General features: G+C 40.6%; 9 protein-coding genes. All 9 read right to left on the bottom strand.

What is annotated here, in order from left to right:
* Positions 1-41: 41 nt before the first annotated feature.
* Positions 42-1,817: a pyruvate oxidase gene (spxB, locus tag ADH90_RS07430; RefSeq protein ID WP_049530679.1), complete on the bottom strand. Its 1,776-nt coding sequence runs from the start codon at positions 1,815-1,817 to the stop codon at positions 42-44.
* Positions 1,818-2,140: 323 nt separating this feature from the next.
* Positions 2,141-4,363: a heavy metal translocating P-type ATPase gene (locus ADH90_RS07435; protein ID WP_049530681.1), complete on the bottom strand. Its 2,223-nt coding sequence runs from the start codon at positions 4,361-4,363 to the stop codon at positions 2,141-2,143.
* Between the two features lie 9 nt (positions 4,364-4,372).
* Positions 4,373-4,744, bottom strand: a complete 372-nt coding sequence (locus ADH90_RS07440) for a cupredoxin domain-containing protein (RefSeq protein ID WP_049530682.1) — start codon at positions 4,742-4,744, stop codon at positions 4,373-4,375.
* A 10-nt stretch (positions 4,745-4,754) separates the two neighbouring features.
* Positions 4,755-5,150: a CopY/TcrY family copper transport repressor gene (locus ADH90_RS07445; RefSeq protein WP_049530683.1), complete on the bottom strand. Its 396-nt coding sequence runs from the start codon at positions 5,148-5,150 to the stop codon at positions 4,755-4,757.
* Positions 5,151-5,563: 413 nt separating this feature from the next.
* Positions 5,564-7,165 carry a type I restriction-modification system subunit M gene (locus ADH90_RS07450; protein WP_049530685.1) on the bottom strand — a complete coding sequence of 534 codons (1,602 nt, stop codon included), beginning with the start codon at positions 7,163-7,165 and terminating at the stop codon, positions 5,564-5,566.
* Between the two features lie 61 nt (positions 7,166-7,226).
* Positions 7,227-8,456, bottom strand: coding sequence for a restriction endonuclease subunit S (locus ADH90_RS10630; RefSeq protein ID WP_065427219.1), 1,230 nt, complete (start codon positions 8,454-8,456; stop codon positions 7,227-7,229).
* Positions 8,449-9,957, bottom strand: coding sequence for a hypothetical protein (locus ADH90_RS11640; RefSeq protein ID WP_065427221.1), 1,509 nt, complete (start codon positions 9,955-9,957; stop codon positions 8,449-8,451). The genes ADH90_RS10630 and ADH90_RS11640 overlap by 8 nt, the downstream gene beginning before the upstream one ends.
* A 158-nt stretch (positions 9,958-10,115) precedes the next feature.
* Positions 10,116-13,484, bottom strand: coding sequence for a type I restriction endonuclease subunit R (locus ADH90_RS07465; protein WP_239682000.1), 3,369 nt, complete (start codon positions 13,482-13,484; stop codon positions 10,116-10,118).
* A 328-nt stretch (positions 13,485-13,812) separates the two neighbouring features.
* Positions 13,813-15,060: a toxic anion resistance protein gene (locus ADH90_RS07470; protein ID WP_049530686.1), complete on the bottom strand. Its 1,248-nt coding sequence runs from the start codon at positions 15,058-15,060 to the stop codon at positions 13,813-13,815.
* Positions 15,061-15,081: the final 21 nt, after the last annotated feature.

The following is a 15,081-nucleotide window of genomic DNA, read 5'->3' on the forward strand; positions in this document are numbered from 1 at the left end:
TAAAATCTACAATGTTTACATTTGATTTTCGATGAGAGGAATTATTTAATTGCGCGTGATTGCAACCCTTCTTCTTCTAAGAAGAGGCGGAATGGTACAAGCTCTTCAGCTTCGTATTTTTCCTTGAAGGCTTTGATAGCTTCTTCTGAGTGTTGTTTTGGATCCAACTCAAGTACTTCTACTGGAAGTGGACGATGTGGAGTGATGTGAGCATCGATAACAACAGTTTTACCTTCTTTGTTCAATTTAACAGCTTCTGCAACAACTGCATCGATGTCTTCGATACGGTCAACTGTAAATCCTACAGCACCTTGCGCTTCAGCGATTTTCGCATAGTCAGCATTAGGGAAGTCACAACCAAACAAGTGTTTGTTTGTGTCTTCGTATTTGTCCTTAATGAAGGCATATTTACCATTTGAGAAGACCACGTTAATAACTGGAAGGTCGTATTGAACGTTTGTGATCACGTCTGGGTAGCACATGTTGAAGGCACCATCACCCATGATGTTCCATACTTGGCGATCTGGATTGTCTTTCTTAGCAGCAATACCACCAGGAAGGGCAATACCCATTGTCGCAAAGAGTGGAGATGTACGCCACATGTTCTTAGGTGTCATGTGAAGATGACGAGTAGATGTTTGAGTAGTGTCACCTACGTCGATTGAGTAGATAGCGTCTTGATCAGCGTATTTGTTGATAGCATTGTAAACTTGATACAATTGCAATTCACCCTCAGTTTTACCTTCGAGTTTGTTCATGTAATCACGCCAGTTTTGGTTGTTCTTCACGTTTGCACGCCACCATGGAGTAGATTCAACTGGGTTCACTTTGTCAAGGATAGCTTTAGCTGCTTGACCTGCGTCACCAAGGATTGAAGCGTCAAGGGCGTGACGTTTACCAAGTTTGTAAGGGTCGATATCCACTTGGATGAATTTTTCAGTGTTTTTAAATGCTTCGTATACTTCAGCAAATGGGAAGTTTGAACCAAGGAAAAGAACTGTGTCTGCTTCAAAGACCACTTCGTTGGCTGGTTTCCAACCAACACGGTAAGCAGAACCTGTCAAACCTTCGTAGTTCCATTCGAAAGCTTCGAAGTTTTTACCAGTTGTAATGATTGGTGCTTTGATTTTACGTGACAATTCAGTAATCACTTCACCAGCTTTAACACCACCGTAACCAGCGTAGATAACTGGACGTTCAGCGTTGTTCAAAATTTCAACAGCTTTGTCGATTTCAACTTCGTTCAAAGCAGGAGCGATGAATGAACGCTCGTAAGAACCTGAACCGTAGTATGAGTTTTCGTCGATTTCTTGGAAACCAAAGTTTACTGGAATTTCAACAACGGCTGGACCTTTTTTAGAAACGGCAGCACGGCAAGCTTCGTCGATCACTTTTGGTAATTGCTCTGCGTAAGCTACACGTTTGTTGTAAACAGCGATACCGTTGTACATTGGGTTTTGGTTCAATTCTTGGAAGGCATCCATGTTGAGTTCATTAACAGGACGTGATCCAAGGATAGCGAGGAATGGAGTGTTATCCATAGCTGCATCGTAAACACCGTTGATCAAGTGAGTCGCACCTGGACCACCTGAACCAACTGCAACACCGATAGAACCGCCAAATTTAGCCTGCATAACTGCTGCAAGAGCACCTGTTTCTTCGTGACGAACTTGCAAGAAACGGATATCTTTGTCTTCAGCCAAAGCGTCCATAAGTGAGCTGAGTGTTCCTGATGGGATACCGTAGATAGTGTCTACGCCCCATGTTTTCAATACGTTAAGCATTGCTGCAGATGCAGTAATTTTCCCTTGAGTCATAATGATAACTCTCCTTAAAAGTTAATTTGATGAATAATAAAAGCGCTTTTATATGTTTTTTGAAAACGATTCAGTAAATTTACACTCCTAATTTATCACATTTACTTATAGTTTCATAAGAATGTGCTCACAAAACTTCATTATCTATTACAGTACAGATTGAAAACGTTTTGAAAATCTGTGTTAGAATAGCAAAAAAGCGGTTAAGACCGCCTTTTTATACTCAATGAAAATCAAAGAGCAAACTAGGAAGCTAGCCGCAGGCTGTACTTGAGTACGGCAAGGTGAAGCTGACGTGGTTTGAATTTGATTTTCGAAGAGTATTAATCGACTTTAGTAAAATTAAGCATAAGAGAGCTGATCAGAACAGAGACTGAACTAAAGGCCATAGCTAATCCTGCAAGTTCTGGATTGAGCACCAAACCAAGACTTGAAAAGACTCCTGCTGCAATCGGAATACCAATGAGGTTATAGATAGAAGCCCAGAAAAGATTGAGTAGAATACGATTAAAGGTTTTCTTACTCATATCAAAAGCACGTGCCAATCCTAGTAAATTGTTAGTTGTAAGGACAAGATCTGCTGATTCAATGGCAATATCTGTCCCAGAGCCCATGGCAATTCCGACATCCGCTACACTGAGGGCCGGCGCATCATTGATACCATCTCCAACAAAGGCCAATTTGCCATTCTTTTGAAGCTTGTGAATTTCATGTGCCTTTTCCTCTGGCAAGACATTTGCGATCACTTCTTCGATTCCAATTTGCTCTGCAATCGCATGCGCTACTCCAGCATTATCTCCGGTAAGCATGACCGTTCTAAGACCACGTTTTTTCAATTTAGCAATAGCTTCTTGAGCATTTTCCTTAGGGACATCCTGCAAGGCAATTAAGCCTTTTAGTTCACCATCTACTGATAAGAAGACAACTGTTTTCGCTTCTTTCTCAAGCAAATCAAATCGTTCTTGATAATCATGTGGAATAGCAAGATCATCTAAGAGTTTGGCATTCCCAAGCAAGACTTGTTTACTATTAATAATCCCAGTCACACCTTTTCCATGCAAGGCTTGGAAGTTTTCCACTGGGTAAAGGCTAATTCCTAGTTCAGATGCACGATTAACAATAGCTTGAGCTAGCGGGTGTTGAGATACATCTTCCAGTGAAGCAGCCAAACTTAGCACTTCTCTTTCATCACCGATAACATCTGTCACTACTGGCTTCCCTTCGGTCAAGGTTCCTGTCTTATCAAAAACAACCGTTTGGACTTTTTGGATTTCCTGTAAAACTGTACCATTTTTGAGAAGAATCCCCATCTTGGCACTTCGTCCTGTTCCAACCATGAGTGCTGTCGGTGTCGCGAGTCCTAGTGCACAAGGACAGGCAATTATCAAAACAGCAACTCCGTAGAGAAGTGAAGTCACAAAGCTATCTCCAAGTAAAACAAACCAGACCCAAAAAGTAAGAAGTCCTAAAATGACAACTGCTGGTACAAAAATCCCAGAAATCTTGTCTGTCAAATCTTGAATAGGAGCACGGCTCGTTTGCGCTTTTTTCACAAAGTCCACAATCTGAGCCAGCATAGTCTCAGAGCCCACTTTTTCGGCTCTAAAAATGATCGTACCACTATTATTGATGGTTGAACCAATGACAGCATCTCCAACTGATTTATCGACTGGAATACTTTCCCCAGTCACCATTGATTCATCAATACTCGTTTCACCTTCTAACACAGTCCCATCAACGGCAATTTTTTCACCTGGTCGAACGCGAATGAGATCCCCAACTTTGACTTGTTCTAGAGGGATTTGAACATAAACATCATCACGCAAAACCTCTGCTGTTTTTGCTTGTAGGTCTAATAATTTTTCGACTGCCTGCGAAGTATTTTTTCGCATTTTTTCCTCAAAAACTGCTCCCAAAAGAATGAAGAAGAGGATAAATGCAGCACTTTCAAAGTAAACGGGCAGACCAGTGAAGAGGGCAACTAAGCTATAGAAATAGGCCACTAGGGTTCCCAGAGCAACCAAGGTATCCATGTTGGAATTGTGCTTTTTAAAACTAGCCCAGGCGCTTCTGATATATGGAACTCCAGCTACCAGCATAATGGGTGTTGTGGCTAAAAAGGTGCCCCAACGCATGACTTGGTGACTAATTCCTCCTGTAGACATCCCAATCATGAGAATCACAAGAGGCACAGTAAAGATACTAGTAATCCAAAAACGCTGTAAAAGGCTTAGAGTTTTTTTAGTTTTTTCAACAACGGTATAGGTTCCCTTTTGCATCTTCATGCCGCATGAAAATTCATGCTCACCCAGGTCTTGAGGCGTAAAGCGAATAATTTTTTCCTCATCTTGAGCGATTGGTTCTAGAATCCCTTCTTCTTCGAAGAGAATCTCTTTATAACAGTTTGAAGGTGTCACACGATGAAAGGTAATCTCAGCAGGAATCCCTTTTTGCAGTTGAATGTGGGCTGGATGGTAGCCTTTGTCTGCCGTGATACGGATTTTTTGAACACCATTTTCAAGACTTGCTTTTACAATTTCAGTCATATCATTCTCCTATTCTACAATCATCTTACCGTGCATCATATTCATGCCACAAGAGAAACCATATTCTCCTGCTTTTTCAGGAGTAATTTCAACCACATATTGGTCTCCCATAGGCAGATCAGCATGCACACCAAAGTCTGGGAAAACGATTTGGTCCAAGCAAGGTGAAGGATCTTTTCGATCGAAAATAATGCGAGCAGGTTGCGATTTTTTGAGGATAATGGTTTCTGGAGTATATCCTCCCATGACCTCCACTCGAATCTCCTGATAGCCATTTTTTTGCTGGGCTCTCTTAGCATCTTCTTGCGGTTTTTTGAAAAACCAAAAGAGGATAAAAGCAATCATTCCTAAAACAATAATAGATACAAATAGATTTAACATAGCGTCTCCTTTACATACAATTACATCTTACTTCTGCCACAGCACTTGCTTTTTTCTCAGCAATCACTTCTTCCAAGCCTTCCAAATCAGCTAGGGTAAAGTCACATTCTTCAATCAAATCAGCCAGTAACTGTTTCATTCTGCGAGAACAAAGCTTGTCTTTGATATCCTGGACAAGTAACTTCCTACTATCTTCCTGCGTTAAAAGAGCTGAATAAGTAAAGGACTTGCCCTGCTTTTCCCGAGTCAAACATTCTTTCTCCACCAAACGTGCCAAGAGTGTCTGAATCGTGGACTTGGACCAGCTAAACCTTTTCTCTAATACTTTGATGAGATCGGTACTAGTCTGCTCTCCCTGCATCCAGATAATCTTCATAACTTGCCATTCTGCATCCGAAATCTGCATGGTTATCTCCTCCAAAATCTACAATTGTCAATCACAATTATCAGTATACTCTTAAAATCTACATTTGTCAACTAAATTTCCTAAAAATTTTTAAATTTCTCTTTCCAATAGATTTTGACTATCATTGTGATAAAAAATACATATTATTCAAAAGAGATTTTTAAAGCTACAATTTTTTATCATTTAGCATCATTTTTCACCTATATTATACATGATGTGTAATATAGCAAAATTCAAAAGAGGCTGGGACAAAAGTCCTAGCCTCTCAATTGTCTTTGGATTGTCTAGCAAGACGCAGTGGTTGAGTGGGCTCTACTACGCTGATTTCATCAGCTTTTACAGCCCTACTCAACTGTGCGGAGGTGGGACGACGAAATCGAATTCTAACGAATTACCGATTTCTGTCCCACTCTCTAAATCTCTTTCAATTTTTCAAGATAGGCGGTTAATTCTGCTTGGGCTTCTGGTGTTGTGCCTACTAGTTGGCTGCGCATGTGTGCGAGTCTGGCTTCGACTTCTCCAATCTCTTTATCAATCTCTGCGAGTTGGTCTGCAAGGTCGGCTAGGGGAACAATGGGTTCTTCTTCAAAGGTATCGACATAGCGTGGAATGTTGAGGTTGTAGTCATTTTCGACAATCTCTTCAAAGCTGGCTAGATAGGCAAACTTCTCGACATTCTCGCGTTTTTGATAGGTCTCCAAAATCTTGGCAATATGGTCTTCGGTCATATTGTTTTGATTTTTCCCTTTTTCAAACTCTTTTGAGGCATCGATAAAGAAGACATCCTTATTGGTGCGATTCTTTTTAAGGATAATAATAGTTGTCGGGATAGAGGTGTTGTAGAAGATATTTGCTGGCAAGCCGATAACTGTATCAATAGCGCCTTCTTCTAGCAGGTGCTGGCGAATCTTTTGCTCGGCTGCTCCTCGAAAGAGAACTCCGTGAGGAAGGACAATGGCCATGACACCATTATGCTTGAGATGGTAAAAACCGTGAAGGAGGAAGGCAAAATCTGCTTTGGACTTAGGTGCAAGAACTCCATAACTTGAGAAGCGAGGATCTTGTAGGAAGCCACTATCTGCTGACCACTTCAGTGAATAGGGTGGGTTCATCAAAACCCCATCAAAGTCTGTCGGCTCCGTAGTCGGCCAGTCTTCGTCTAGGGTATCGTGGTGGCTGAGGTGATAGTTCTCAATCGCAACCCCATGAAGCATCATATTCATACGAGCAAGGTTGAAGGTCGAAGTAATCAACTCTTGACCGTAGTAAGAAATAGTCGAAGCTTCCTTACTATAGCGCTTGGCATTGAGCAAGAGAGATCCAGAACCCATGGTCGGGTCGTAAACCGACATCCCTTTTTGATGCTCGCGACCTGCAAAGACAATCTGAGTCATGAGGTGTGAAACTGCTTGAGGTGTATAAAACTCTCCAGCCTTTTTCCCAGAATCACTGGCAAACTGACCAATCAAGTACTCATAAGCATCACCCAAGATATCACCAGCATGACCAGACACATTGAGGTCGTTGAGCTGTTTCATAACCTCAGAGATGGTCTTGTTTTGCTTTTGTGGGGTATTACCTAGCTTTTTAGCATAGAGGTCGATATCTTCGAAGAGATTTTCAAATTTTTCATTGGCCTGCTCGATATCACGGAAACTTTGGGCTAGGGACTCTAGCTGGAAGGTTCCTTCATGGATAGACTGAACCAGCTTGGTAAAGGTTAGAGAAGGCTCAATCACATAGCCCAGCTCGTCATTTAAGACCTCAATGAGGTCTTCACGGACATCTGCATCCGTAAAGTTTTCCTCGTAGAGAAGCTGCGCTTGCTGGAAGGACTCAAAGGTCTCGTCCAAGTTATCACAGACGGCTTGGAGGATCTTGTCGGATAGGTACTTGTAGAAAATCAAGCCCAAGAGGTAGGACTTGTATTCATTGGCTTCCATCTGGCCACGCAGGATATCTGCGGCATTCCAGAGGGATTGGTAGAGTTCTCTTGATAAATCTGTTTGTGACATAAGGTCTCCTATCAATTTCTACTTTCATTCATTTAGTGTAACTTTTTACTGTCTTGGTATCTTAGATAAACATTTTTCTAAGTAGGGTTTGTTTGCTTTCTTTGAGCTGGTTGACTTTTTCCTCTTGTTTGGCAATAGACTTGTCTAGGTCTTGAAAAAAAGTATGTATTATCCTTTGTTCCTCCATACTAGGAAATAGTAATTTACCTTGAAGGCTACCTTCATCCGTTATATTAATAGTATTCTTGGCTCCTTTTGTAACAATAGGAGATAAATACTTAGAAGCTTTATTATCGTCCATAAGTGATAAGCCAACAAATGGAGCAAAAATTTGTTTTGTAGATTTGAATACAGCATATAACGGAGATACTATCCCTGTAGTATATGATATCTGGAAAATTCCATAGGGAGCGCCTTTTAATGGACTCTTTGTATAAATTAAGTTTTCTTTATTTACTACTTTATAGTTAGATAAATCTGCTCCAGCAAATGATCTTCCTTGATATTCGATTTGATTAACCACGCCTGCTTCACGTGATACAGACAATACTTGATTTTTATCATATGCTAAATCCACATTTCTATCTTTAGAAACTTTTAAAACTTCATACAAATACTTTTCCTTCCACTCATCTTCAAATCCTGCGAAGCGAAGGGCTGGTTTGGTTTGTCCTTTGGCTGGGAAGAGGAGCTTGAGGTAGGTTTTCTTCTGCTCTTTGAGAACCTCTAACTTACGCTGTTGAAGGCTGATGAGCTGGTCAATATCTTGGAAGAAAGAACCAATGGCAGTTTGCTCGGACTGATTAACAGGAAAAATTAGCTCCGTATCAAAGAAATCTTGTGGCGAAATATTTAAAAGACCATGATTTCTGGCTCCTTCTGCTGCTCGCATAGAAACTTCCTTATACCATTTTGGAGAATCGTAATATACAGCTAAAAAATCTGAATCTATAGAATTGGGCCTAAAAACTATATATAATGTTGATAATACTCCCATTTCATAATTATCCAATCTTTTAACTGCACCCCATGGATAATCTGACGAATAAGATTTATTATACGCAAATTCTCCTTTTTTCAATAAATAATATCCACTAACGTCTTTACTCGCAACCTTTTTATTAAAGAAAGTTTGTTGGTCAATCAATCCATATTGGGCAGAAATAGTCAAAGGTAAATCAGATTCCAAATTTTTATTTTTCCTCGTAACTCTTTCCACCAATTCTCCCAACTTCTTTTCTTCCCAAGATTCAGCATAGTTTTTAAAACGATAATCTGGTATCTTAATCATGCGACACCTCTTCTATACTTTCTAAGAAATCAGATGATACAATATATTCTGTCCATAACGTCCCACTATCTACTTTTCGCTCATTATCTACGATGACATAGTGAATATTCTCCACTCGACTTACTTTTAATTGATTTGCTAATTTTTGAACTATAGATTCTAAAGAACCATACTTCCTTGGTCCAATAACCACAAGATGCTTTCCATCTCTTTCAATAGCTGTTCGAATAATACCATTTATATGTTCATCATCGGTGTTAAATCCAAAACCAATAGAACAGATAAAATCAGATTCGCTCAACTTTGAATAATAATCAACATATTTTATGGACATATCAATAGAGGTCATTGGTTTCGTACCACTTTGTGTAAATATCAAAGGAACAGCAAAACGTTCATAGATATCAAATTCTTCTTTACTGATTGTCGTATTCATATACGGATCATAAAATTCATCTATACTGCCATTTAGAAAAATAATATCCTTGCCTGGTAATTTAGCTCCTATCAGATTATTGATATAATTAGATGTCGCAATAGTTTCTATTTCAAAAATATCTTGACTATTTAAATCATCATAATATCCTGCGTTTTGGTCATTAAAATTACAAGATTCTATATATTCACGTACTGAATGAAGAAAGATGCTAATGTTGCAAAACTTACTCCACTCATGTTTAGGAATGTATAGATAATGCCAATTACTATCAATTACAGATTTATAATCCAAAACTCCAGCATAAATTTCTTCTATTATTTTAAAAGCAAGTTTAACAATAGGGTGAGCATCATCAGGTTCCTTCCTCGATAAAAGCTCCAACCCCTTAACACCCGCTGCTTGATAATTAACAGAAAGATTGCTTCCTAAATCATCAAAAATATCTAACTCTAATTCATGTGTAGAAAAAATATTTTCTTGTAGGTTTCTAGAAAGATTTTCACTCATTGCCCCTATATGCAACTGTAAAATAGACTTTACAATATCACCAAGCAATTCTTTATCAGAAGCATTCGAAAATTCAAAGTTTTTATAATATGTTAATAAAATTGAAAAAATCTTACTCGTAAATAAAAGATTCCCATCCTGTAAGTAATCGTTATATTTTAATTGCTGACTAACATTAATGTTTTGATATTCTCTACCTAACTCATCTTGTACAATATTTTTAAAGTTAGGAAAAGAAGCAACTATCGAATCTGCAACATCATCAAAATTGTTAATTCTCTTTACTATATCGTTACGATTATTTACTACAGTATCCTTGATTATATTTTCATACACACTTTCTCGAAATGTAGTAACTCTCTTGGAATTATAATCTTGCGGTAGCCATGTGCTTGCATATTGAGAATAATTTAAAATTCTATCACGATTTTCTTTAAACTTTTCCTTAGCTTGACTAGTATCTCTCCTGAAAATATCTAAAGCAAATTTCCCACCATTGGGCATACCATAAGCAATCTCAGCTCCAGCCCCAAATAAAAAACCAATTTTTGTCATATTACTCCCTTTCTATTACTCCATTTTCTTATTTCTACACTTTAGATTTTCTTTTTTGATTTCTATTCTTCCATTTTGCCTATTTTGAAACAATAGAAGGGCTGATTCGCCAAGATAAAGTTAAAAATCTAGCAAATAAGAACAATTATTCTAGTATGTTATCTCCCCCTTAGCGGTAGGATATCCTCTGAAATCATGCGCATATAGTCCTCTTTGAGGGCTTTTTTGTATTTGAGTTTTGGTAGTGCCTTGTCTCCGTGGGCTTCCTTATAGGCCAGATAGTCCTGAGACTCAGTGATGGCTTTTTCACCATTTTGCTTGTCTCGTCCGATGCGGTAGTTGTCCACTACGAACTGGAGTTCATCCTCTCCTATCTGCCAATAATCTGCCGTTTCACGAATCTTTTTCTGGGTTGTTAGTTCAATCATCTCATCCAACTTATGGGTTACAGACTGTCCCTGATAGCTCTTGGCATCAGCTTGAACATTCTGCCAGAGTTGGGAGATGAGGTTGGATAACTTAGGATTGGATTTGTTCAAATCTTCGATATAGTTATCTACCAGACTCTTTTCCTTTTTACCAATGAGGTTTTCCCGATTTTCAATCAGGGCTTGGATGAGAGAGAGGATATAGTGATAGTTTATCTCATCGGTGCGGATGGATTCAAGCTCGTACTCTATATCTACGAGGACGCCGTCCTCTCCTTGATTTTCTGGTCTACGTCTGCGGAGTTCTTCGATGACATTTTGATATTGGCCGGCAAAGTTCTCGATGTCCTCTAGACTGAGACCAATCTCTCTGAGAATGACTTTCTCATCATAGTCAGAATAGACTTGGATAGAGGATAGGAGCTTGTCAAATTCTTGGAAGGCCTTGGCAAAACGTTTTAATTCTGCATCTGTCGCTGTATCCAAATCAGGCACCTGCTCTGGACTTGGAGCGATGTCTAGTAGTTGATGAACCTTCTCAAGAAACTTGGCCTTCTCCTCCTGCCATTCTGGGGCTAAGACACTGGTTTCACCACCATTTGAGTAGAGGCTCAGAGCTTCATCCACTTTTTCTTTAAAGCGGTCAGGCGTTTGGAAGGTAACGATTTGACCGAATTTCTTTCCTTCATCAAAGAGGCGATTGGTTCGTGAAAAGGCCTGAATGATATGCTGGGGTTTCATGGGCTGACGATCCATGAACAGGGTCGATAGGCAAGGGGCATCAAAGCCCGTCAACAAGCGGTCCACCACGATAACCAGGTCCAACTGCTCTTCACGGAAGGCAAAGCGTTCTTTCTTACGGGCCAAACGGTCGTTAAGGTCGCTATTGTAGGAAGCAATGGTGGCTAGGCTAAAGTGAGTGCCAAACATGGCATTGTAGTCTTCTAGACTCTCCTCCATGTAGGCTTGGTTGACATAGGAGTCTGCTTCATTCTCTGTCACAGAATAGGTGATGGCAACCTTAGGAAAGTCTGGTAAGACCTTTTTAACATTTTCCGAGATGCTTAGAGACTTCTCTCCATTTTTGACTTGCTTAATCAGGTTATAATAGGCCTGCGCACGGGCAATGCTTTTAACGGTCAAAATGGCTTCATAGGTTTTTCCTACCCCATTTTGGAAGCCGAGTTTGCGTCTTGAGCGATTGAGAATAGCATCTAAAACGGCAAGCATGTGGCCTTCGTCATCATAGCGCTCCTCGTCAATATCATCTTCTGCCCACCCAGGCATGGTTGTCTGATACTCCACATTAAAGCCGAGAACCGCCTTGTCATGGATGGCTTCTTTGACGGTATATTGGTGGAGGCAGTCACCGTACTGCTCTTCGGTCGTCTGAGCAAGGTCTCCTTTTTGTTCACGTTTATTTTCTGTAAAGATAGGTGTTCCTGTAAAACCATACCAGAGAGAATTGGTAAAGAAGTGCTCTAGGTGGCGCTGGCGTTCAGGAGTCACTGCGCGATGGCATTCATCGACGACAAAGGCTAGTTTGAGTTGTTTGATACGATTGTAGAACTTTTGGTGACGCCCTTCATCAAACTGACGAATCATAGCATTGATTTTCTGGATGGTCGTCACAACGACACGACGGTCATCAGAAGCCAGATTTTTAACCAATTCCTGTGTATCATCGGTCTCGTCGATATCGATCATATCGTTCTCTGCGTAAGACTGAAAGGAACTAGTCGTCTGCTGGTCAAGGTCTGTCCTATCAATCACAAAGATTGTCTTTTCGATAGATGGTATCTGGAGCAGATTGCGCGAAACCTTATAAGAGGTCAGGGTCTTTCCTGAACCAGTCGTATGCCAAATATAGCCCGACTGGCGCTTGCGACTGGCTTCACGGATAGCCTCAATGGCATGAACCTGATAGGGGCGCAATAAAATCAAGGCCTTCTTGTCATCATCGATGACAGAATACTGCATGACCATCTCGTGGGCTCTCGGTATCGACAAGACAGACTCTGCAAAGTCAAATAGTTGAGGTTGAGGTCTATTTTCACTATCGACCCACTTGGTCAAGAAGCGCTCATTTAGCTTGTTGGCTTTGGCGGCTGCGATGTAGCGAGTGTCTGTGACATTAGAGACAACAAACATCTGAAGACTTGAAAAAATACCTCTGAACTGTCCTTCTTGGTCGTATTTCTTAATCTGACGGAAGGCATCCATATAAGGATGAGAACGGCTTTTCAGTTCGATTTGAATCATAGGCAGACCATTGATCAGCAAAGTCACATCCCCACGGCGCTGGCGAATCCCTTCTCCGCCTGTGATGACTTGGTTGACAACCTCATAGCTGGATTTGCCACCAGCGACATTGTTTCTCCACAAGACTTCCAAGCGAACGGTGCCTAAACTAGCATCTTCTCGTTGAACCTGCACCTTAGCAATGCCATTTTCTCCCGCTATCCACTTGGCTGCTTCATAGAAGTTAACGAAATTAAGCTGGTTTTTGATTTGATTTTTCTCTGAATTTGTAAGGGGATGGTCTTGCAAAATGCGGACATTATTGGCTTCTAGCTTGGCAAAAAAGTTTCCCCATAGGAGGTCTTCTGTATTTAACTCAGGTCGATACACCCATTGACTTTCTCCCTTTGTCAGCTGGTTGATTAAATCCCGCTCGATAGCCAATTCCTGTTTGGTTTTGGCTTTTCCTGCTACAGGGATAGCAGTCTCGTCTTTAGGGGATAGTCTTTGGCTGATATGGAAATCCTGCAAGGCTGCTTGGTTGAGATGTTGCAATTTTTTGAGAAGATCTTGCTCTGTCCCTTTTATAGCTTGATAGGCTGCTGTCAGATCTTTATCTGCATCTAGGTAGTGATGTGGGTTCTTCTTTATTTGGATATAACCCTGTACTAAATCTTCTAAACGTCTCAGCTGAATAACAAGCTGATTCTGGAGTTCCTGAGAATTGCTTCCAGATGCTTCTTTCTGGCTGATAGCTTCTAGGTATTCTACGATGGCAGTATAACTAGCCTGCAACTCGGGTGCTGAAACGATAAGTTCTTGTTCTAATTCTTTTGATAAGGTATAAGCCATGTTCATACCCCATTTCTACAACGCAAAAAGCCTACCAAAAAGATTGGTAGGTTTTGAAAATGGGTATGAAAACGCGAGTTTATATATATATATATATATAAGCTAGTTATTTGCTTAAATCTGAAAACCATAGGGACTCTTCCTTTTCATTCATCCAAGGAGTTGATAAGATTGAAAAACAACGCCTTTACTTCCTTCCATTGTATCATAAAAGACTAGTAGTGAAAAGGTTTTCTAGGGTATTCTCTCTAAATCTGGCAATAATTCCCTGACCTTCAAACTTCTACTAAAACAAGCAAAATCCCTTGCAAGCTATACTTACAAGGGACTTGTGTTATTCTTGTACTTCTTTCTGAGCGGCCTTTCCTTGGTCTAGAAGGGCTTGGACGATTTTCTCATCGCGTAGTTTGACAGAATCGTTGATCATTTCTGCGGACTTGACGATGGTTGTTTCTAGTTGGGCACGTTTCTGGCGTCCCAATTCAATGGCAGCGACGATACCCTGGTTTTGAGCGACCAGACTTTCAGCCAGTTTGGTAACAGATTCGACAGCGACTGTCGGGCTTTGGGCAATTCGTTCCATCTGCGGAATCACTTCCTTGCTGGTTTCAGCTAGCATCTGAAGGGCAGCATTATTGGCATTGACAATGGCATCTGCCACGACACCTGATTTCATTGATTGTTGCAAAATACCAAGTTGGGCAATGGAAAGCTTCATTGTTGGAATGGTATTGCGACGAAGCATGCCCAATTTTTGGCGCATATCAGATGACACCTTCACAAGATTGCGCATCTGAGGTGTTGTTGCCCAGGCAACATAGAGACGGCTGACATACTCGGTGTGCTGTTGTTCAAGGGTATTGACCACTTCTGCCATGCGGGCCAATTCTTGAGACTTGGTCTGGTATTCTACCGTACTTGTATCGAGTTGGTCAACTTGAGCTTTCAGTTCTACAGCGCGCTTGCCAGCTTCTGTCTGGCTAGCTTCGATAAAAGAAATCACTCCCACTAGATTTTCAATGGATTTGGTATTGTCCTCAATCAACATTTCAGCAGAGACGATATTTCGAGCTAGCACATCTTCTTGCTTGACCACTGCGGCAGCCATGCCATCTAGCTTTTGCTCCACTGTTTTTGAGTCAAAGTAAAATTCCTGGAGGGTATTCTTGCTCTTGTTAAACAAGCGTTGCAAAAAGTTTGGCTTTTCTTCTAATTCAGCAATTTCAGCGTTCTTGTATTTGACGACAAAGCCTTGCAACTCACGGTTGGTAGTCTTGAGTAGATCATCCACTTGGGGAATCTGCAGTTTCTTTTGTTCTGACAAGATACGATTAACCGTATTGTTCACACCTTCTACAGCAGATTGTCCAAAATCCAAAAGAGCATTTTGATTGGTGACAAACTGGTCTACCAACTGGGGCACGTGCGCCTTGATCCCCTCTTGCTGCTCAGGGCTCAACTTTTCAAGGAAGGTCAAGGTCTTGTCTGAGCCAGTGTTGGTCTCGATGATTTGGGTTGTTTTATCCACCTTAGCTACCGTATTATTGGCAATCTGGTCAATATCAAAATTAAATTCTGTCATGGTTACTCCTTTGTTTCTAAC

It is taken from the genome of Streptococcus pseudopneumoniae, assembly GCF_001073085.1.
Taxonomy (GTDB): domain Bacteria; phylum Bacillota; class Bacilli; order Lactobacillales; family Streptococcaceae; genus Streptococcus; species Streptococcus pseudopneumoniae_M.